Origin of the sequence: Streptomyces sp. B5E4 (genome assembly GCF_039871555.1) — a bacterium.
Taxonomy (GTDB): domain Bacteria; phylum Actinomycetota; class Actinomycetes; order Streptomycetales; family Streptomycetaceae; genus Streptomyces.
Window position 1 is genome coordinate 27820 of sequence record NZ_JBDPMI010000020.1, and the last position, 19272, is coordinate 47091.

Sequence of the window (19272 nt, forward strand, 5' to 3'; positions counted from 1 at the left end):
AGATCGCCAAAACGATTCCTGCCGATGCCCTCGCGCGCACCCGGCGGGCCGGGGGGACGGGGGCCACGGGGATCCCCGGGCCCCCGGGGGTCAGGCGATGACGAAGAGGAGTGAGGAGAGGCCGAAGGCCGAGAGGCCGATCGTCGTCTCCATCACCGTCCAGGTCTTCAGCGTCGTCTTCACGTCCATGTTGAAGAACCGGCCCACCAGCCAGAACCCCGAGTCGTTCACATGGCTGGCCGTGACCGACCCCGCCGCCGTGGCCAGCACGATCGCCGCGAGCTGCACCGCGTTGTAGTCCGCGGCCAGGACGACCGGCTGGATCAGCCCCGCGGCCGTCGTCAGGGCGACGGTGGCGGAGCCCTGGGCGATACGCAGTGCGGTGGCGACGACGTACGCGACGACGATGACCGGCAGGCCCAGGTCGCTCATCGCGTCGGCGAGGGCGTCGCCGATGCCGCTGGCGCGCAGGACGCCGCCGAACATGCCGCCGGCGCCGGTGATGAGGATGATCGCGCAGACCGGGCCGAGCGCGGAGTCGACGAGCTTCTCGATCATCTCCAGGCCCTTGCCGCGCCGGGTGCCCAGGACGTACGACGCGACGAAGACCGTCAGCAGCAGCGCCACCGGCGTCGAGCCGAGGGCGCGGGCGACGTTGTACCAGGACTCGGTGTCCTCCACCCAGCCCGCCGCACGGGCGGTGTCCAGGCCGGTGTTGGCGAAGATCATCACCAGCGGGAGCACGAGCAGCGCGATGACGGTGGCCGCGCTCGGCGGGTCGGTGTCCTTCTCCTCCTGCGGGCCGCCGGTGAGGATGTCCGGGACCTGGAGGACGATCTTCTCGCCGATCCACAGGCCGTAGAGGTAGCTGGTGACGTACCAGATCGGAATGGCCATGACCACGCCGATCGCCACGACGAGACCCACGTCCGCGCCCAGCAGTTCGGTGGCGGCGACGGGGCCGGGATGCGGCGGCACGAAGACGTGCATGACGGAGAACGCGCCGGCGGCGGGGAGCCCGTAGCGCAGGACGCCGCCGCCGAGGCGGCGGGCGACGGTGAAGACGATGGGCAGCATCACGACGAGGCCGGCGTCGAAGAAGATGGGGAAGCCGAAGATCAGCGACGCGACGCCGAGCGCGAACGGAGCGCGGTCCTCACCGAACTTCCGGATCATGGAGTCCGCGAGGCTCTGCGCGCCGCCGCTGACCTCCACCAGCCGCCCCAGCATCGCGCCGAGGCCGACGAGCAGCGCGACGCTGCCGAGCGTCGTGCCGAAGCCGTCGGTCGCCACCGGGATCACCTGGGCGGCGGGGATACCGGCGGCGAAGGCGGTGAGGATGCTGATGGTGACCAGCGCGAGGAAGGCGTGCACGCGCAGGTAGATCACCATGAACAGGAGCACGGCCACGGCCGCGCCGGCTATCGCGAGCAGCGGGCCCGCGGACATCGTCTGGGTCCAGTCTTCGACCTCTTGGGCCAGAGGCACCGTCGTCATCGGAAAAGCTCCATCGCTTCTCGGGTACGGGGACGGGGTTGCGGTGGGGGACGAGGGGGGCAGGTGGGTCGGCGGAGTCGGGTGGGTCGGTGCGTTGCGGGGCGGGGAGTGAGGGGTTACCGGTCGGGTGGGATCAGGCCCGGGCCCAGGCGGCGCAGCGCCTCCTCGGCCACCTCCTCCGGCGTCCCCCCGATGTCCACCGCCAGCCCGTCCTCGTCCGCCTCCAGCGGCTCCAGGTCCGCCAGTTGCGAGTCGAGGAGCGCCGGCGGCATGAAGTGGCCGGACCTGGCCTCCAGTCGGCGGGCGACGGTGTCGTGGTCGCCGTTCAGGTGGACGAAGCGGACGCGGGGGCCGGCGTCGCGCAGGACGTCGCGGTAGGCGCGCTTGAGGGCGGAGCAGGTGACGATCGCGTTCTCGCCGGCGTCGGCCCACGCGGCCAGCCACGCGGCGATGGCCCGCAGCCAGGGCCGGCGGTCGGCGTCGGTGAGGGGGGTGCCGGCGCGCATCTTCTCGATGTTCGCCGGGGGGTGGAAGTCGTCGGCCTCGGCGAGCGCCCAGCCGAGCCGGTCGGCGAGAAGCCGGGCGACGGTGCTCTTGCCGGCGCCCGAGACGCCCATGACCACGAGCCCGGTGTGGGTGCCCGGGGTGATCAACCGGTGCGTAGAAGGAGGGGACATGAAGACCTCCCTAGAATGGTGTTACCAATCGGTCGGAAAGGTAGCACCAATGCGCGAGACCGGGGAAGGCCCCCGCCCGGGATACTCTTCAGCGGTGGAGCTACGCCGCGTCGGCCAGGAGAAGCGGGAGAACACGGCGTCCCCGCCGCCCCCCGCCACCGACGCCGCCGTCCTGCACAGCTCCGTCCTCGACACCATCGGCGAGGAGATCACCGGCGGCACCCTCCCCGAGGGCCACGTGCTCACGCTGGAGCGGATCCGCGAGCGCTTCGGCGTCTCCCGCACCGTCGCCCGCGAGACCATGCGGATCCTGGAGTCGATGGGCCTGGTCCGCTCCCGCCGCCGCGTCGGCATCACCGTCCAGCCCCGCGCCTCGTGGAACGTCTACGACCCCCGCGTCATCTGGTGGCGCCTCTCCGGGCCCGGCCGCAACGCCCAGCTCCGCTCGCTGACCGAACTCCGCATCGCCGTCGAGCCGCTCGCCGCCGGTGCCGCCGCCCGCAGCGCCTCCGCCGCCGAGCGCGAACGGGCCACCGAGATCGCCGCCACCCTCCGCGCGCTCGGCGAGGCCGGCGACCTCGACCGCTTCCTGGAGGCGGACATCGCCTTCCACACCCTGCTGCTCCAGGCCAGCGGCAACGAGATGTTCGGCGCGCTCGCCGACGTCGTGGCCGTCGTGCTCCAGGGCCGCACCCAACTCGGCCTCATGCCCCACCACCCCGAGCCTGCGGCCCTCGACCTGCACGAGGCCGTCGCCGACGCGGTCGCGGGCGGCCGGCCGCGGGACGCGGAGACCGGGATGCGGGAGCTGCTGGCGGAGGTGCGGCACGCGATGCTGCCGCTGTGGGAGCAGCCGCGTACCCGCAAGGGGTGAGGGGACGCGGGCCGCGTACGCGTGACGCACACCGCTGACGCCCGCGTACGTTCCGTACGCCCCCGTCCCCGTCCCCGTCCCCCACAGCAAAGAGCCCCGCCGGCCGTCCTTCGACGACCGGCGGGGCCCCTCGGCTGTCCGGCTCCTCCGAGCCGGAAGCCGTCAGTGCTTCTCCAGCTCCACCTTCGGCAGGATCTTCGCCAGCGGCGCCGGCAGCCACCAGGCGCGCTTGCCCATCAGCTCCATCGCCGCGGGCACGATCATGCATCGGATGATGACCGCGTCGACGAAGATCGCCACCGCGAAGGCCAGGCCCGACTGTTGCAGCATCCGTGTCGGGCTGAGGACGAAGGCCGCGAAGATCACGATCATGATCGAGCCCGCCGCCGTGATCACCGAGCCGGTGTGGGCCAGGCCCTCCCGTACGGCGCGCGAGGGATCACCGTCCTTGGAGTTGACCCATTCCTCGTGCATCCGGGAGATCAGGAAGATCTCGTAGTCCATCGAGAGGCCGAAGACGATCGCGAAGATCATCACCGGCACGTACGCCTCGATCGGTCCGCCCTCGAAGCCGAACCGCCCGTCCTGGAAGACCAGCTTCATCACGCCCATCGCGGCGCCGATGCTGAGGAGGTTCAGGAACGCGGCCTTCAGCGGGATGAGAATCGACCGGAAGACCGCCATCAGCAGGACGATCGCGAGTCCCACGACGATGATCATGAACAGGGGCATCCGGTCGGCGAGCTTGCCGGCGTAGTCCTCGGACGCGGCCGTGGCCCCGCCGACGAGATACTCCGCGCCGTTGTCCGCCGTCAGCCCCGGCAGCACGTCGTCGCGCAGGGTGCCGACGAGCTCCGTGGTCTTCTCGTCCTGCGGCGAGGTGACGGGGTAGACGAGGACCGTCGCGGCCTCGCCGTCCGGCGTGGGCATCGGGGGCGCGGTGGCCGCGACGCCCTCGGTCTCGCCCAGCGTCTGCGCCGCCGCGGTGGCGGCCTCCTCGGCGTTGCCGTCGCCGCCGTCGGTCACGACCAGCAGCGGGCCGTTGAACCCGGGGCCGAAGCCGTCGGAGAGCAGGTCGTACGCCTGGCGGCTGGTGGAGTCGCTCGGGTCGTTGCCCGCGTCGTTGAAGCCGAGGCGGATGTTCAGCGCCGGGAAGGCGAGGGCGCCGAGGATCACCGCCGCCGTCAGCAGGGCGGCGAGCGGGCGCTTCTGCACCGCCGTCGCGAGCTTCCGCCATTTCTCGCCGTCCTCGGCCTTGCCCTTGGCCTTGCGCTTCTCCGCCCGCGCGAGGAACTGGCGGGCGAAGCGCTTGCCGAAGATGCTGAGCAGCGCGGGCAGCAGCGTCAGCGAGGCGATCATCGTCATCAGCACGGTCAGCGCCACGGACAGCGCCATGCCCTGGATCGAGCCGAGCCCGAGGGCGGTGAGGCCGAGCAGCGCCAGGAGGACGGTGCAGCCGGCGAAGAACACCGACCGGCCGGCGGAGTCCATGGCCGTGATGGTGGCCCGTTCCGGCTCCACGCCCTTCACGAGCTCGGTTCGGTAGCGCGCGAAGATCAGCAGCGCGTAGTCGATGCCGACGCCGAGGCCGACGAGGAACATGACCGGTGGCGTCCAGGACGCGATGGTGAAGAGGTGCGACGCCAGGATGATGACGCCGACCGTCGAGCCGACCGCGAAGAGGGCGATCAGGATGGGCAGGCCGGCCGCGATGAAGGTGCCGAACATCACCACCAGGATGATCAGCGCGGCAACGATGCCCACCATCTCACCGACGCCGGTCTCGCCCCCCGCCAGCAGCCGGACGGCTTCACCGCCCAGCTCGACTTGCAGTCCCTCGCCCTCGATCTCCTGCGCGGCGTCGAGGATGCGCTCGGTGTCCTCCACCGGCATGTCCACCGACGGCACCTCGAGCTGCACGGTGGCGTAGCCGATCGTGCCGTCCTCGGAGATGGCGTTCGGGGTCTCGTAGACGCTCTGGACGCCGCCGACGTTGGGCAGCTCCGCGACCTCCGCGAGCATCGGGTCGACGCGCTGCTGCACCTGGGCGAGCCCGCCCTTGTCGTGCAGGACGATCTCGATGGTGTCCCCGGCGCGCTCCGCACCGTGATCTTTCAGCAGGTCGGAGGCGGCCTGCGCCTCGGTGCCGGGGAGCGAGGTGTCGTCCTTGTAGGTGTCGCCCACGGCGGTGGCAATGCCGTACACGCCGAACAGGACCGCCACCCACAGGATCACGGCCAGCCATTTACGTCGGTAGGCGAAACCCCCGACCCGGACGAACACCCCCTTTTGCAGGGGCGGTTCCGCGGTTTCTTCTCGATTATCGGTAATCGTCATGGTCTCTTCCCCGGAGGGTCGTCAAACGTCCCCGGGGCAGCCCCGGGCTTCCGTAGCCTGTTGACGACGTAGCCCTTCGAGGTGTGACATGGACACTCGTTGGAACCGGGCCGTGTCATTGTGTGACCGACCCTTCGGCTGAACGGGACAGGGGAATGACGAATCGGGACGCGCGGGACGCCGCACCGGACACCGGACGAGCCGCCCAGCGCAGCGCGGAGGACCAGCTCGCACGCTCCTTCGAGGCCAGCAGACCGCGGCTGCTGCGCGTGGCGTACACGATGACCGGCTCCCTGGTGGAGGCCGAGGACTGCGTGCAGGAGGCGTGGCTGCGCCTGCGGCGCCTCGACGACCCCGGCTCGGTACGCGACCTCGGCGCCTGGCTGACGACGACGGTCAGCCGGCTGGCGCTGGACGCCCTGAGCAGCGCGCGGGCGCGGCGCGAGCAGTACGTGGGCACGTGGCTGCCGGAGCCGCTGGTCGCGGACCGCTCGGACGACCCGGCCGACCGGGTGACGCTGGACGAGTCGGTGAGCATGGCGCTGCTGGTGGTGCTGGAGCGGCTGTCGCCCGCCGAGCGCACCGCCTTCGTGCTGCACGACGTCTTCGGCGTGCCGTTCCCCGAGATCGCCGAGGTCGTCGGCCGCTCCCCGGCGGCCGTACGGCAGCTTGCATCGCGGGCGCGGCGGCAGGTGGAGGACGGCAGGCCGCGGACGCCGGCGACGGTCGCGGAGCAGCGGGAGCTGGTGGAGGCGTTCACCGCGGCGTGCCAGGACGGCGACCTGCCGGGACTGATCGCGCTGCTCGACCCGGACGTGGTGATGCGCGGCGACGGCGGCGGCAAGGCCGTCACGCTGCAGCACACGGAGCGCGAGTCGAGCCGGGTCGCCCAGCTGATCGTCGCGTACGGGGGCACCGTGGGGCCGCTGGACATCCGCCCCGTCGAGGTCAACGGCACGGCGGGGCTGGCGATCCGGGACGGGGACGGGCACCTGTCGGTGCTGTCGTTCACGGTCGACGCGGGGCGGATCACGGCGATCGACATCGTGCGCAACCCCGACAAGCTGGCGAAGGTCCCGGACCTGACCTGAGCGGGGGCCACCGCCGCGGCGGCCCCCGGGCACCCGGCGGCACTCAGCTCCGGGGGGCCGGGAAGGCCACCGGGCTGCGCTGCCCCGCGCGGTTCACGGCCCGTACGCCGAAGAAGAGGTTGTCCTTCGACGCCCGCACGGTGTGCCGCGTCACGTCGCCGACCGGCTCCACCTGCGTCCACTCCGGTGCCGTCGTCTCCCGCCGCACCACCTCGTACCCGGCGAGGTCCGGCTCCGTGCCGCGGTCCCACACCAGCTCGGTGTCGTTGGTCAGCGCGGAGGTGACGATGCCCACGCCCGTGGGGGTGCCCGGGGCCTGGGCGAGGGTCCAGACGGCGGCGAGGTTGACCCGCGCGACGCGCGCGATGTAGTCGAAGTCGCAGAACTCGGGCAGGTCGCCGTACTGCTTGCCGTCCTCCACGCGGACGTCCTGGTGCTGGTGCGCGTAGTCCTCGGCGGGCTCGGTGAAACGGGCGGCGGGGAAGCGGCGTTCGAGGAACGGGATGTGGTCGCCACCGCGCAGATAGCGGTCGCGGCGGTAGATCACGCGGACGTCCATGCCGGTGGCGTCGTTGTCCGCGACGTCGCGGACGAAGCGGGCGAGCTGGCGTGCCGGGGAGTCGTTCTCGCCGCCGACGGAGCGGCGGGTGTTGGCCTCGGCGGGGGTCTCGGCGGTGGGGACGCCCTCGGCGAAGAGCCGTACGGTACGCGGGTCGCGGGTGCCGTCGTCGGCGGTGGAGCTGCCCACGATGTCGTTGGTGAACATGCCCTGGACCCGGGTGCCCCTGACCTGGAACTGCTCCGCCATGTGCGCGGCCCCGTACAGCCCCTGCTCCTCCCCCGCCACGGCGGCCAGCACGATCGTCGCGGCGGTGCGGCGGGTGGCCAGCACGCGGGCCAGCTCCATGGCGACGGCGACGCCGGAGGCGTCGTCGTCGGCGCCGGGGGCGTCGGAGGTGGCGTCCATGACGTCGCCGGCGCGCGAGTCGTAGTGGCCGGAGACGACGTAGACGCGGTCGGGGTCGGTGTCGCCGCGCAGGGTGGCCAGGACGTTGGTGATGCGGGTGGGGACGGGGATGCGGTTGGCGGGCTGCTGGACGTACGACTGCAGCTCGACGGTCATCCGGCCGCCGGAGGCGGCGGCGTGCTGACGCATCCGGCGGTGGATCCAGTCCCGAGCGGCGCCGATGCCGCGGTCGGGGTCGTCCTGGGTGGAGAGGGTGTGCCGGGTGCCGAAGGCGGCGAGCCGGCGCACGTCTGCCTCGATCCGGTCGGCGTCCACCTCGGCGAGCAGGGCCCGCAGCTCCCGCGCGGGTCGCTGGGCGGTGGCGGGCGGCCGGTCGGAGCCCTGGTCCGCCGGCGCGGCCGGGCCGCGCGCGGCGGCCGGCCCGGCCGCGACCCCGGCGGCGGCGGTGGCGGCGGCACCGGCCGCCAGGACGGTCCTCCGGTTCGTACCTCGCGGTTGCGGTGACACGGGGTCTCCCCTCCACACGAACTGGCAGTGGCCATGACAATTACACCGGCCGCCATGCTCGTCGACCCCCACGCCCCTGACAACCCCGCCTCCCGGCGCACCCGCAGGACGCCCCCACGCCGGGCGGACCGGGTGGGGGCGTCGGGCCCGGACGGATGGTCCGGGGTGGCCGGGCGGGGGAGGGGCCGCCCGGCCGTCAGGGGGCGGTGCCCCAGGTGAGCGTGCCGGAGGTGTAGACGCCGACGCGCGGGTTGTCCGCGTAGGCGGTGTTCGCGGCGCGGCTGTAGTCGTCCGACTCGTTGAAGTTCGACCAGTCGCTCTTCGCCAGCCGCACCTGGATCTCGCCCGTCGACGCGCCCGGCGCGAGCGTGCCGGAGCCGAAGCCCACCTCCAGGTACCGGTCCGCGCCGGGTGCGGAGGAGCCGGACGCGCTCACGCCGTGCGTGACGCTCCCGCAGCCGACGACGGCCCAGTCGCACCACGTGGAAAACGACGTGGCGCCGGAGTCGCCGCTGAACCAGTAGCGGACCTTGACCGTCGCCAGGTTCACCGGCGTGCTGCCGGTGTTGACGACCTGCAGGCCCATCCGGATCTGGTTGTCGGTCGCGGCCGCGTCGGTGTTCTTGTACTGCACCTTCACCGCGCCGCTCCCGCCGCCGTCGGTGCCGGTGGTGGCGGTCACCGGGGACGTACGCGCCGAGGCGTTGCCCGCCGCGTCGCGGGCGCGGACCGCGTAGGCGTACGACGTGCCCGCCCGCAGCCCGCCGTCCGTGAAGGTGGTGCCGGCCGTCGAGCCGACCTGCGTGCCGTCGCGGAAGACGTCGTACGCGGTGACGCCGACGTTGTCGCTCGACGCCGTCCAGGACAGGGAGGCGCTGGCGCCCGTCGTCCCGGTCACCCGCAGCCCGGTGGGCACGGTCGGCGCCTGGGTGTCGTCGCCGGGGCCGCCGCCGCCGTCGACCGGCGGGTAGGCGTTGGCGACGAGCTGGCGGAACTGCGCGGAGAACCAGTGGCCGGCCAGCGGCGAGTCGGCCAGGGCGCCGGAGGGGTTGTTGCCGTTGCGCTCGTTGCCCTCGTACGTGGGGTCGCACATCCGGTCGAAGCCCTTGCCCTCGTCGTTGTCGATCTCCTCGCTGGCGCCGTCCGACTCGCCCGGCGGCTTGGCCCATACGTAGGCGTCGATGCCCGACTCGGGCGCGGCGACGGGCCGTTCGCCCAGTCCTGCGCCGGACTGGTTGCACCAGTTGCCGGGGTGGATGCGCCGGTCGACGCGGCCGCCGTTGACGAAGTCGTCGACGGAGGTGGTGGGCCCGGGGCCGGTGGGCCGGTCGGCGCCGCCCCAGCCGTTGCGGGAGGTGTCGATCAGCATGCCGAGGCCGGAGTCGAAGCCGCCGCGGGAGACGAGCAGACTGCGCAGCGCCTGGGCGTAGGACAGTTCGTCGACGTACTGGTTCCAGTCGACCCACTTCGCCTGCCGCACGGGTGTGCCGCCCACGTTGCCGCCGACCTCGAAGTACGGCTCCTTCAGGGCGGAGTAGTTGGCGGTGTTGACGATGAAGCCGTGCACGTCCCCGACGGTGGCGCCCTCGGAGGTGGCGGCCTTCTTGAACTCGTCCACGGACGGGGCGAGGTTGGAGTCCCAGCCGAGCCAGCCGTGGTGGGCGGCGTCGACGTAGTTGTAGACGTTGGGGATGTCGGCCAGCGTGTTCAGCGCGTAGCCGACGCCCTTCTCGTAGTTGCCGAGCTGCTTCATCTGTACGCAGGCGTCGGTGGAGCCGGCGGTGCCGCCCGCGTTGGTGACCATGTTGGGCAGCGAGTCGGGCTCGATGAGTGTGACGATGCGCAGGCTCGCGTACTTGGGGTCGGCCAGGATGTCGGCGATCGGGTCGATGTACTGGGACTTGTAGACGTCGAGTTCCTCGGGCTCCAGCTCGCCGTTGGAGGCGAGCGCGGCGCAGTCGCGGCCCGGCAGGTTGTAGATGACGACCTGGAAGAGGTCGGCACCCTGGTCGAGCGCCTCGTCCAGGTGCCGCTCCAGACCCCAGGCCTCGCCGATTCCGCCGATCGCAGCGCGGCGGTCCATCCACACGAACGTGGGCTGGTCGGCGATCGCCTCGCCGCCGTCGGCGGTGGCCCTCGCGGACCACTGGGGGTTCACGTACGGGGTGGCGCCGGCGTAGGGGTTGTCCACGCGGGCGGCCGCGCCGGCGGTGGGCGCCGCGGTGCCGGTGAGCACCAGGGCGGCGCCGACGGCGAGTGCGGCGAGGATCGCCGCGGGACGCCAGGGTCTGCGTCGACTACCGGCACGGGTGCTGGTGCGTGGCCCACTGCCGCTTCGGCCGGGGCTGCTTCCACTGCTGCTTCTTCGCACTGTCATCGCGGCTCTCGTGCTCCTCTCGGATAGCGGGACCGGTGGCGGGACGCAGCGGGAGGGCTTCCCCGCCACCGGGGCTTTGCGTGCGTGCGCGGCACGTGGGGGAGTGCCCTCGGATCGACGTGCAGAGCACATGCGCGCGCATGGCCTGCGACGTACGTGCAACGTGCGTACTGCGTGCAAGGCTTGAAGCTATGGGAGCGCTCCCACCGTCGGGCAAGCCCGCGGGACTGTCAACCCCCCGCGCACGAGGCGTTCCCGCGCCCCCCGCCTCACCGGCACGTTCCTCCGTACGGAGATCTGAAGAATCCGCCGGAGCGCAACCCTTTGCCCGCCGCGTCGTTTTCCGGGTCCGGAAACACCTCTCGCACGGACGGGTGGACAATGCTGCGGCAACTGAACAGAGCACTCGGCCGATTGACCGGCCTCCATATCCGGCGCGCGCCCCGGCCGCACCCCAAGAAGGCCAAGGCCGCCACCCCAGCCGTGCGCCCCGGCCGTCGGCCCGACTACCGCCCGCCCGCGAACCCGCAGGTCGACCGGCTGATCCGGCAGCCCGTCTTCCTCATCACCCCGGTACGCTCCGGCGCCACCCTGCTGCGCATGCTGCTCGGCGGCCACTCCCGCCTGCACGCGCCGCACGAGCTGCACGTGCGCCGGCTGGAGGTCACCGCCGGCACCGAGCTGGCCGTCGAGGCGATGAACGAGCTGGACCTCCAGCGCACCGACCTGGAGCATCTGCTCTGGGACCGCGTGCTCCACCGCGAGCTGGTCCGCTCCGGCAAGGACATCCTGGTCGAGAAGACGCCGAACAACGCCTTCGCGTACCAGCGCATCGCCGCCTGCTGGCCCGACGCGCGCTTCGTCTTCCTGCTGCGCCACCCGGCCTCCATCGCGCAGTCCTGGTACGAGGCAGACCCGTCCGGGCGCACCCCCGACCAGGCCGCGCTCCAGGCCCTGCACTACACGCGCGCCACCGAGCGCGCCCGCCGGGAGCTGCCCGGACACGTCGTGCGCTACGAGGATCTGACCACCGACCCCGAGAGCGTGCTCCGCAGCATCTGCGACTTCCTCGGCATCGCCTACGAGCCGGAGATGCTCGACTACGGCGCCCGTGAGGAGGGCGAGCTGCCGAAGGGGCTCGGCGACTGGAAGGAGAAGATCCGCAGCGGCCGCGTACAGCAGGGGCGCGCGCTGCCCGAGTCCACCGAGGTGCCCGAGGCGCTGCGCGAGATCAGCACCGCGTGGGGCTACCTCACGGACACCGCCCCGCCGGATGCGGCGGCCGAGGACCCCTGCGCCGAGGTCACCGAGGTCTGGCCGCGCGACGGCCTCATCCGCGTCGTCGGCCGCCTCCACGGCGTCCCCGCGGCCGAGGACCCCGCCCCGCGCTGGCGGCTGGCCGTCACGCTGACCGGCTCGCCGGAGCGCCGCCTCGACTACCCCGCGACGCTGCACGGCGAGACGTTCGAGGCCAGCGTGCCCGTCGCCGACCTGGCGCCCTCCGGGATCGCGCTGCCCGCGAAGTGGGACCTCCACCTCACTGCCGGCGCGGGCACCCGGGAGGTCCGGCTGCGGGCCCCCCGGATCCTCGACGACATCGAGCAGAAGAAGAACATCATGGTGTTCCCCGCGCAGTCCGTGTCGTCCGACGCCGACACGATCCAGGTGAAGCCCTACTACACCGTCCGCGACAACCTCTCCATCGCGTGCCAGCTCCGCGACGACCTCTCCCGGACGCTCTCGTGAAGATCCGCTATCTGCTCCTCAACGCCTACGGCAAGGGCGGCACCATCCGCACGGTGTTCAACCAGGCCGGCTCCATGGCCGCCGCGGGCCACGACGTCGAGGTGATCAGCGTCCTGCGCCGCCGCGAGTCGCCGTGGTTCCCGCTGGACCGGCGGGTGCGGGTGACCGCGATCGTCGACTCCTACGGCGCCCCCGCCCTCCCCGAGACGCGCGCGTGGACCGCCCGGTTCAGCAACCGCGACCGGCCCTCCCGGTTCGTACCGCACGGCGAGGTCTCGCGCGAGCACTTCACCCGGGACGTGGAGACGCGGGTGATCCGCTGGATGGCGCGGCTGCGCGGCGGGGTGCTCGTCACCACCCGCCCGTCGCTGAACATCCTCGCCGCGCAGCACGCCAGCACCGACGTGATCCGGGTCGGCCAGGAGCACATGAACCTGGCCACCCACCACCCCGACGTGCGCGCCGCCATCACCCGCCTGTACGCGCGCTTCGACGCGGTCGCGGTGCTCACCGAGCGGGACCGCGACGAGTACGCGCGGCTGCTGCCCGGCACCCGCGTCGTGTGCATCCCCAACGCCGTCCACACGGGCGCGAAGCGGCAGTCGACGTACGCCAACCGCATCGTGATCGCCGCCGGACGGCTGAAGAACCAGAAGGGCTTCGACTACCTCATCCCGGCGTTCGCGCAGGCCGTCGCCACCCGCCCGGACTGGCAGTTGCGGATCTTCGGCACCGGCGACAAGGAACCGCAGCTTCGCCGGCTCATCGAGCGGCACCACGTGTACAACCACGCCTTCCTCATGGGCTTCACGCCGCGGCTCGACGACGAGCTGGCCAAGGCGTCGATGTTCGTGCTGAGCTCGCGCTTCGAGGGCCTGCCGATGGTGATGATCGAGTCGATGACGCACGGCCTGCCGGTGGTCAGCTACGACTGCCCGACGGGACCCGCGGACGTCCTCACCGACGGCCGCGAGGGTCTGCTCGTGCCGCCGAAGAACGTCAAGGCGCTCGCGGTGGCCATGGGGCAGATGATGGACGACGAGGGCATGCGCGCGGACATGGGCACGGCAGCGCTCGCCAAGTCGCGGAGGTACGCGCCGGAGGCGGTGCATCCGCGGTGGGAGGAACTGTTCGGATCGCTGGCCGCGGAGCGGGCGGCGCCGCGGCGGAAGCTCGTACGGACGGCGGCCTGAGGGCACGTACGACGAACGGCCCTTGATCCGTCGCCGGACCAGGGGCCGTTCTCCCGTACGGGCCGCTCGGCGAGCGGTCAGGTACGGTCGTTCACCTACGGTACGGACCGCTCGCGGTCACCGCGCCCGGTAGGCGTCGAAGATCCGCTGCTGGACGCTGTTGCCCTGCTCGTCCACGGCCTTCGCCTTGAACGACACGGTCTTGCCCGCGGCCGGGTTGACCACGGTCACCTTGCCGTCCCGCACCGGCAGTTCCTTCCAGGTCGAGCCGCCGTCGGTGGAGGACCACACGGTCAGCGACTTGAGGTTGCTGCCCGCCGCCGAGCCCAGCACCTTGACCGGGACCGTCTTCGTCGCCCCCGCGTTGGAGCTGCTCGCCGCCGACAGCGTCGGCGAGAAGCGCACCACGGAGATCGGCAGCTTCTTCGGGCTGTCGGTCCTGGCGGAGGAGAAGGTCCAGGTGGCGGTCACCTTCGTGGACGTCCGCGCGACCGTGGCCGGGCGGGTCGAGGAGGTGGTGAGCTTGTAGTCGGCGCTGCCCGCCGGCACCGTGAACTGCGCGCCGATCGGGAGGTCGGCCACCGACCCCAGCTTCGTGCCGTTGCGGTACAGGGTGGTGTCGGCGTTCTCGTACAGCGAGTAGCCGAAGTGGGCGGGGTCGTCGAGATAGATCGGGATCAGGGCGTCGATCGTGTTGCCGTCGCGGTGGACGCCGGTGTCCTTGGTGAGGATCGGGCCGACCACGGCGGCGTTGAAGGACGCCTTGTACGTGCTGCCGCCGGCGTAGGTGCGCGCCTCCTTGATGTAGGCGATGTCCTCCCACGCGTCACCGAGCTGCCAGTACTCCAGCTCCCAGTTGATGCGGTCGCCGCCGCGCACGTACAGCGTGCCCTCGTACGGCAGGGCCCGCTGGTTGGCCGTGGCGCCGGTGCTGCCGGCGATGTACGGCACCGCCCACACGAAGCCCTGCCGGCCTTCCGCCGAGGAGCCGAGCGTGAGGTCGAGCCTGGCCAGCTCGCTCTGCGGGGTGGCCCGCGTGATGCCGGTCCAGGCGGTGGTGCGGTTGGCGTCGCTGTAGACGGTCTGGTACTCGGTGCGCGCACCGCTCGCGAAGTTCGCCTGGACCTGCTGGTACAGCTCGCCGGCGGCGGTCGCCGGGCCGAGGTGCGCGCTGCGGGTGTCGGCGTCGCCCGGGACGGAGGTGCCCAGTCCCGCGCCCATGCCGTCCGCGGAGACGTCCACGCCCATGTCGAGGTTCGTCCGCACGGCGGCGGCGTCCGGCACGGTGAGGTCGACCGGCTTCGCGGTCCTGGCATCGAGGGTGACGGTCGCGTTCCCGGTGACGTCCAGGCGCGGCTGGTTGATCCAGTCGTACTCGGTCAGCTCGTCGCCGTCGAACGTCGCGACGTCACCGCTGACCAGGTAACGGCCCTTCGGCACCCGCACGGTGACGCTTTCCCGGCCCTCGACGTTCTCCCAGATCTCCCAGTTGCTCTCCTCCATGCCGGTCAGGAACCCGGCGCCGTCCGTGGTCGGCTGCCCGTCGCGGCCGAGGAACTTCAGGGTGACGTCGTACGACTCGCCCTCGCGCTCCACGCCGCCCGGGGTGACGACGCGCTGGCCGTCGCCGGTCGCCGTGACGTACACCGAGTACGCGCCGTCGACGTCCCCGCCGCGGCGGGTGTCGACGGTCACCGGCAACTCGGCGGTGCCACCGGCCGGAACCGTGATCACGTCGGTGCCCATGCTGAACATCCCCGAGGGCGCGGCCGCGCCGCCGGGCTGCACGGTGGACGCGGTCAGCGACAGCGTGACGTCCTCGGTGCCCAGGTTCCGGTACGTGATCGACTTCGTCACCGGCTCGTCGTCCTGGTGCGGCCACTCCTGCTTGCCGAAGCTCAGCGACGCCGGCTCGCTCACCACCGACTGCCCCACCGCCTGGTCCGAGGCGATGAGCCCGGCGCCCTGGCCGAACGCGCCGCGCTTGGCGGCGGGCTTGGCGGACGCGGAGAGCGCGGCCTTGAGCTGCTGGCCCGTCCAGTCCGGGTGCTGCTCCGCGAGCAGCGCGGCGGCACCCGCGACGTGCGGGGTCGCCATGGACGTACCGTCGATCGTCAGATACCCCTCGGGGTTCTGCCCGACCTCCTGGTCGATGACACTGCCGGGCGCGGCGGCCGCCGTGATCGCCACGCCGGGGGCGGTGACGTCGGGCTTGACCGCGCTGTCGCCGATCCGCGGACCGCGGGACGAGAAGCCCGCCAGCCCGCCGTTCGCACCGACCGCGCCCACGGTGAGTGCGGCGTCGGCGGAGCCGGGCGAGGAGATGGTGTGGCTGCCCGAGCCCTCGTTGCCCGCGGCCACCGCGAACAGCACGCCCTCGTCGGCGGAGATCCGGTTGACGGCCTCCTCCAGCGGGTCGATCTCGGGGGTGTCGCCGCCGCCGAGGCTGAGGTTGACGATGTCGGCGTCCTGGGCGACGGCCCACTCGAAGCCGGCGAGGATGCCGGAGTCGTCGCCGTAGCCGTCGTCGTCGAGCACCTTGCCCGCGAGCAGCTTCGCGTCCGGCGCGACGCCGCTGAACTTGCCGCCCGACTTCGCGCCCGTACCGGCCGCGATGGACGCGACGTGGGTGCCGTGGCCGTAGCGGTCCTCGGCGTCGGCGGCGGGCGTGAAGTTCTCGCTGGCGACGACCTGTCCGGCGAGGTCCGGGTGGGTCTCGTCGACGCCGGTGTCGAGCACGGCGATCTTCACGCCGTCGCCCTTGTAGCCGGCGTCCCAGGCGGCCGGGGCGCCGATCTGCGGCACGCTGACGTCCAGGCTGGCGCGGCGCACGCCGTCCAGCCAGACGCGCTTGACGCCGGACTCGGCGGCCAGCGGCTCGGCGGCGCTCTCGCCGCCCTCGGCGCGGGTCAGCGCCTTCCAGGCCGCGGCGGCCTGGCCCTTGGCGGTGGTGACGGCCTCGGCGTTGAGCCGCGGGAAGCGGTGCTCGACGTCGGTGCCGTCGGCGGCGTGCAGCCGGTTCTGCGCCGCGGGGCTCTCGCCGCGGTAGTCGACGATGAGCTTCAGACCCGCCCGCTGCTGGCGTACGTACTCGGGGCGGGCCTGGAGCGTGACGTCGAACAGCCGGCGGTCCAGCGTGCCGTCGGCGACGAGCGCGGTGGCGTCCCGCGGGACGACATAGGTGTGTCCGGCCCGCTCGAAGGTGCTTATGGGTATTCCCGCGCGGCCCGGCCCGCGGTCGATCGCGACGGCCTTGCCGTCGGCGACCCGTACCCGGTCACCGGTGATCAGCGTCACCCAGGTGCCGTCCTGCTTCGCGTACGGCGCCTGGCCGTTCCCCCCGGCCGACCCGGCCGATCCGGCGGCCGGCGAGGCGGACGCCGCGGGCGCGGCCATGAGGCCCGCCGTGAGCGCCGTCGCCGCGGCGGCCGCTAAAGCGGCGGACCCCGCCCTCGTGAAATGTCTGCGCACTTAACCCCTCCCGGTGTCTCAAGGGGTCAGGAGTCACTGGCGCCCCCACCCCTCCTCGAACAATGATCCGCCAAACGGCGCGGAGTGGTTCCCTCCGCTTTGGGGTTTCGCCGGGCGGGTCGGCAAGGGCGCAGGTCAGGGGGCGGCGAGGGGAGTTGTTCAGCAGGCGATTTTGTTCAGCGGTGACAAGTACTGCCGTTCGCACGGGTGTTGCCCGCCGTACGGCTCACTCCTGCTCGTGCTCGCGGATCTCCGCCCAGATCGCCTTGCCGTCCCCCTGCGGCTCCACGCCCCAGTTGTCGCACAGCGCCTGCAACAGCAGCACCCCGCGGCCGGACGAGGCCATCTCGCCCGGGTGCCGGCGGTGCGGAAGGTTGCCGTCCGCGTCGGCGATCGTCATCCGCAGCACGCGCCGTCCCGGCGGTCCCGTGAGGTCGGCGAGGACGTTGGCGGTGCTGTCCGTGTGCGTCATGACGTTCGCGATCATCTCGGAGAGCGCCAGCTCCGCCGCGTCGATCTGGTCCGCCGTCGCCCAGTCGTAGAGCAGGCCGCGCAGTTGGTGCCGGGCGTCGGAGATGCGCTGCTGCTCGGACTGCGGCACGGCCAGGTACATGTGCCGCTCCGACTCCGGGTGCGCCATCCGCGTCGCGCCCGCGGTGCGGAGCAGGACGAACGCGATGTCGTCCTGGGTGCGCCCGGAGTGCGGCCCGCGGGTGGCGTACGAACCGGGCCCCGTGACCGTGTCCACGATCGCGTCCGCCACCGTCTCCAGACCCGCGCCGAGCGTCGCCGCGAACGCGGCGCCGAGCCGGGCCTGCCCGCTGTACAGGTCGTGGCCGCCGGTCTCCACCAGGCCGTCGGTGCACAGGAGCATGGTCTCGTCCGGGTCGATCTTGTGCTCGGAGAGCGGGTACACCGGGTCGGCCTCGATGCCGAGCGGCACGCCGCCGTCGCTGGGGTGGATGATCATCGTGCCGTCGGGCAGCGCGACCGCCGGGTCGAGGTGCCCGGCGCGGGCCACGGTCAGCGTGCCGGTCGCCGGGTCGGCCTGGAGATAGAGGCAGGTGGCGAAGCGGGCGTCGGCGGGGTCGTCGACCTGCCGCTCGTTGAGCCGGGTGAGGAAGGCGGAGGCGCGGGTCAGCACGGCGTCCGGGCGGTGGCCCTCGGAGGCGTACGCGCGGATGGCGATACGGAGCTGGCTCATCAGCCCCGCGGCCCGTACGTCGTGCCCCTGGACGTCCCCGATGACCAGGGCCGTCTGCCCGGAGGGCAGCGCGAAGACGTCGTACCAGTCGCCGCCGATCTGCAGCCCGCCCCCGGAGGGGACGTACCGCGCCGCCACGTCGAAGCCGGGAACACGCGCGACCGCCGGCATCATGCTGCGCTGCAGCCCCTCCGCCAGTTCCCGCTCCGACTCGTGCACGTACGCGTCCGACAGCGCCTGCCCCAGCATCCGCGCCACCGTCGTCAGCACCGACCGCTCGTCCGGCGTGAACGGCACCACCTCCGCGAACGCCGCCATCCACGCACCGACCGTCCGCCCCTCCGCGATCAGCGGCAGGAACGCCCACGACCCGCGCGGCAGGGCCCGGGCGTACCGCCACGCCTCGGGGAAGCGGCGCGCGTAGTCCTTGCGGCCGGCGATGTACACGGCGCGGGAGGTGCGCGCCGCCTCCGCGGAGGGGAAAGGGGAGTCCATGGGGACGGTGCGGAAGGGCTCGATGTCGTCGGCCCGGTAGCCGTGGTGCCCGATGAGGACCAGGTCGTCGCCCTCGACCGCGAAGACCGCCATGGCGTCCGGCGAGAAGCCCGGCATCGACAGCGACGCCGCCACCCGCATCACCTGGTCGGTGGACCGCGCCTCGGCCAGCGCCCGGCCGGCGGAGAGCAGGAACGCCTCGCGCGACAGCCGCCAGTCGCTGGTTCCCCGCGGCCCGTCGCCGGGCCCGGCGGGTACGTCGATGACCTCCTGGACGGTGCCGACGATGTCGGTCTGCTCCCCCGGCGACGACTCCAGCGCCCGCATCCGGCAGCGCACCACCCGGACGACGTCGCCGCGGGTGTCGATGACGCGCAGCCGGCCCTCGGCGAGGGTGCCCTCGGCGAGGGCGAGGTCGAGGATGCCGTTGAGCTCGATGAAGTCGACGCCGTGCAGCCGGGCGCGGACCGCGGGGGCGTGTACGGTGCCCGGCTCGGGCGGCAGCCCGAGCAGCCGGGCGGCCTGCGGATCCAGCACCACCCGGTCGGTGTGCGCCGCCCAGCGCCAGACGCCCGTACCCAGACCGGACAGGACCTCGTCGGTGCGCATTGTCCACATTTTATGCTTCGGCGAGCAAAGTGGGCTGTTTTACGACATTCTCCCCACCCGGGCGAGGCGCGGCGGGCAGCGGAGCCGACGGCACGGGAGGTGACGCGACGGCTGCCGGCCGGGACGTACGAGGAGGGAGTCCGTACGGTACGACCCGGCTCGCCGGCCACGACGGCGCTGAGTCGTTGGTCTCTCCTCACGGCCACGGCTTACGGACGGCCTCCCGG

The 19272-nt window shown here is 72.6% G+C and carries 11 protein-coding genes; 4 read left to right on the plus strand and 7 right to left on the minus strand.

The window, feature by feature from the left end; all coding sequences use genetic code 11:
- Window positions 1-90 precede the first annotated feature (90 nt).
- Together ABGA99_RS23625 and ABGA99_RS23630 are read right to left on the minus strand one after the other, a co-directional pair.
- The gene (locus tag ABGA99_RS23625) at window positions 91-1497 is read right to left on the minus strand and encodes a GntP family permease (protein WP_347574987.1); all 1407 of its coding nucleotides are present in this window, start codon (window positions 1495-1497) and stop codon (window positions 91-93) included.
- Window positions 1498-1613: 116 nt separating this feature from the next.
- The gene (locus ABGA99_RS23630; RefSeq protein ID WP_347574986.1) at window positions 1614-2174 is read right to left on the minus strand and encodes a gluconokinase; all 561 of its coding nucleotides are present in this window, start codon (window positions 2172-2174) and stop codon (window positions 1614-1616) included.
- A gap of 94 nt (window positions 2175-2268) precedes the next feature.
- On the opposite strand from ABGA99_RS23630, the gene ABGA99_RS23635 reads away from it, so the two are divergent.
- Window positions 2269-3048, plus strand: coding sequence for an FCD domain-containing protein (locus ABGA99_RS23635; RefSeq protein WP_347574985.1), 780 nt, complete (start codon window positions 2269-2271; stop codon window positions 3046-3048).
- Between the two features lie 162 nt (window positions 3049-3210).
- Here the strand turns inward: ABGA99_RS23635 and ABGA99_RS23640 are convergent, their stop codons facing one another.
- Window positions 3211-5385, minus strand: coding sequence for an MMPL family transporter (locus ABGA99_RS23640; protein ID WP_347574984.1), 2175 nt, complete (start codon window positions 5383-5385; stop codon window positions 3211-3213).
- A gap of 155 nt (window positions 5386-5540) precedes the next feature.
- Between ABGA99_RS23640 and sigJ the strand changes: the two genes are divergently transcribed.
- A complete protein-coding gene (sigJ, locus tag ABGA99_RS23645; protein WP_347574983.1) occupies window positions 5541-6476 on the plus strand; it encodes an RNA polymerase sigma factor SigJ in 936 nt (311 codons plus the stop codon).
- Window positions 6477-6519: 43 nt separating this feature from the next.
- Here the strand turns inward: sigJ and ABGA99_RS23650 are convergent, their stop codons facing one another.
- Entirely contained in the window at window positions 6520-7950 is a 1431-nt protein-coding gene (locus ABGA99_RS23650; RefSeq protein WP_347583391.1) for a M20/M25/M40 family metallo-hydrolase, read from the minus strand.
- Window positions 7951-8146: 196 nt separating this feature from the next.
- Complete coding sequence (locus tag ABGA99_RS23655; protein ID WP_347575316.1) at window positions 8147-10186, minus strand: glycoside hydrolase family 6 protein; 2040 nt, start codon at window positions 10184-10186, stop codon at window positions 8147-8149.
- A 555-nt stretch (window positions 10187-10741) separates the two neighbouring features.
- Between ABGA99_RS23655 and ABGA99_RS23660 the strand changes: the two genes are divergently transcribed.
- The gene (locus ABGA99_RS23660) at window positions 10742-12073 is read left to right on the plus strand and encodes a sulfotransferase (protein ID WP_347574981.1); all 1332 of its coding nucleotides are present in this window, start codon (window positions 10742-10744) and stop codon (window positions 12071-12073) included.
- Window positions 12070-13266 (plus strand): glycosyltransferase family 4 protein, encoded by a 1197-nt coding sequence (locus ABGA99_RS23665; protein ID WP_347574980.1) that lies wholly within the window; start codon window positions 12070-12072, stop codon window positions 13264-13266. Before ABGA99_RS23660 ends, ABGA99_RS23665 begins: the two co-directional genes overlap by 4 nt.
- A gap of 117 nt (window positions 13267-13383) precedes the next feature.
- On the opposite strand, the gene ABGA99_RS23670 is transcribed toward ABGA99_RS23665, so the two are convergent.
- On the minus strand, window positions 13384-16737 hold the full coding sequence (locus ABGA99_RS23670; RefSeq protein ID WP_347583392.1) for a S8 family serine peptidase: 3354 nt from the start codon (window positions 16735-16737) through the stop codon (window positions 13384-13386).
- A 226-nt stretch (window positions 16738-16963) separates the two neighbouring features.
- A complete protein-coding gene (locus ABGA99_RS23675) occupies window positions 16964-19045 on the minus strand; it encodes a SpoIIE family protein phosphatase (protein WP_347574978.1) in 2082 nt (693 codons plus the stop codon).
- Window positions 19046-19272: the final 227 nt, after the last annotated feature.